3 protein-coding genes are annotated in these 1,860 nt (G+C 43.0%); 2 read left to right on the top strand and 1 reads right to left on the bottom strand.

The features are described 5' to 3' along the window. Window positions 1-298 precede the first annotated feature (298 nt). Entirely contained in the window at window positions 299-742 is a 444-nt protein-coding gene (locus tag ACP45E_RS11155; RefSeq protein WP_017035662.1) for a MarR family winged helix-turn-helix transcriptional regulator, read from the bottom strand. A 249-nt stretch (window positions 743-991) separates the two neighbouring features. On the opposite strand from ACP45E_RS11155, the gene ACP45E_RS11150 reads away from it, so the two are divergent. Next, window positions 992-1,414, top strand: a complete 423-nt coding sequence (locus ACP45E_RS11150) for an organic hydroperoxide resistance protein (protein WP_017035661.1) — start codon at window positions 992-994, stop codon at window positions 1,412-1,414. A 107-nt stretch (window positions 1,415-1,521) separates the two neighbouring features. Then, window positions 1,522-1,860, top strand: a 339-nt coding sequence (locus ACP45E_RS11145; protein ID WP_158008378.1) for an alcohol dehydrogenase catalytic domain-containing protein, incomplete at its 3' end; no start/stop codon positions are given.

The following is a 1,860-nucleotide window of genomic DNA, read 5'->3' as shown; positions in this document are numbered from 1 at the left end:
GCGTTGCCCAAACGCCCGCCGATTGACCGTGAGCATTAATCACTGGCATCAATATAATCAACATCCAGCTCAATAGACTAGATAAGATCATGGCTCGTCGAAATAGGGCGTTGTGCATGTAAAATTTAGGTTAAAGAATTTGGCTGAGCACTATACCTATTTTTCTTAGTATTAACAGTGTATTGGGTTATTTAATTAACCTTGTCGCAACATTGGATATCAAGGCATACTCAAATGTTGATTTTATGTGCACATCAAGTGCGCCGGATCCGTGAAACTGAGTTAAGGGGATGCCCCTTTACTTGGTGAGATTATCCAGTAACTTTTCACAGTCGTGCTTGAGTTTAAGTAGTTCATCCACCTTCATTTTAGACAAACACATCATTTCAGTCGGGACACTTTTGGCTTGTTCACGTAAATGAGTGCCTGACTCTGTGACCGAGATAACTCGAACACGTTCGTCTTTTTCGCTGCGAGTACGAGTTACGTATCCTTTTGTTTCTAAACGCTTTAAAAGAGGAGTCAGTGTTCCAGAGTCTAAGTGGGTTTTTTGTCCTAGGGTTTTTACATTCACGACTTTCTCTTCCCACAACACCATCATCACGATGTATTGCAAGTAGGTGAGATCCAGTGCCTTTAAGAGAGGCTGATACGCTCGCCCCATGGCATTGGAGGCGCTGTAGAGTGCAAAACAGACTTGGTTATCCAGAGCGAGGTAGTTCTCTTCGTTGGGTTCATTCATGTTTACGATCCATCTCATTAATTTAATTGTGCACAATATACTTGCGCACTTAGATTGTTTCAATTAGTATTGTTGAAAATTAAGTTGTGCACAATTTAATTGCTATCAATTTAAATCGTGTTCAAAGTGAACCCAAAGCAGTTTGAATACGTATAGACCAGGCCAATAAAGACCGAGCCGATAAATTTAAGCCAATAACGACTTAAACAAAGACTGACCAGAACAATTGAAAATAAAAGGATTCAGACCATGACAACTATCTACACAACATCAGCAACCGCACTCGCTGGCCGCAACGGTCAAGTTTCTACTGACGACAATAAATTGTCTTTAGCCCTGAGCTACCCAAAAGAAATGGGCGGAAGCGGTGAAGCGACCAACCCAGAGCAGCTTTTTGCTGCGGGGTATTCAGCTTGTTTTTCTAATGCAATTTTACACGTAGCCCGCGAAACAAAGGTGGCTATTTCAGCGGCCCCGACCACAGCAACCGTTGGCATTGGCCCGAATGAAACTGGTGGATTTGCACTGACTGTGAGCTTGTCGGTAGAGCTCGATTTAGAACAAGGCCAAGCGGTTGAATTGGTGAAAACGGCTCACCAAGTGTGTCCGTATTCAAATGCGGTACGTGGGAATATTGATGTTCAGTTAACTGTAAATGGTGCTGAGCTATAATGACTCGCGACACACCACTGACATTTGACCATCATAACTAACGATCCAGGTTCTGAGCGGATTGCTTTGGGCCTGATCTTCTAACAAGTCATCAATAGGAATAATTTATGCGCGCTGTTCAAATTCACCAATATGGTGGCACAGAGACATTAAAACTAGAGAATGTAGCTAAGCCTGAGATCAATGACGATGATATTCTAATTTCTGTAAAATCAGCTTCAATCAACCCTGTCGATTGGAAAATACGAGAGGGATATTTGCAAAGCTTTATTCCTTACGAACTTCCGTTAACGTTAGGTTGGGATGTGGCCGGAGTGGTTGCTGAAGTTGGCAGCAATGTAAAAGAATTCAGCGTCGGTGATGAGGTGTTTAGCCGCCCTGATATCAGTCGAAATGGAAGCTACGCTGATTACATTGCCGTGAAAGCGGACAGATCGGAAGAGCGG

Source organism: Vibrio genomosp. F10 str. 9ZD137 (assembly GCF_049974785.1).
Taxonomy (GTDB): domain Bacteria; phylum Pseudomonadota; class Gammaproteobacteria; order Enterobacterales; family Vibrionaceae; genus Vibrio.
This window is presented reverse-complemented; position numbering and strand designations above follow the sequence as displayed.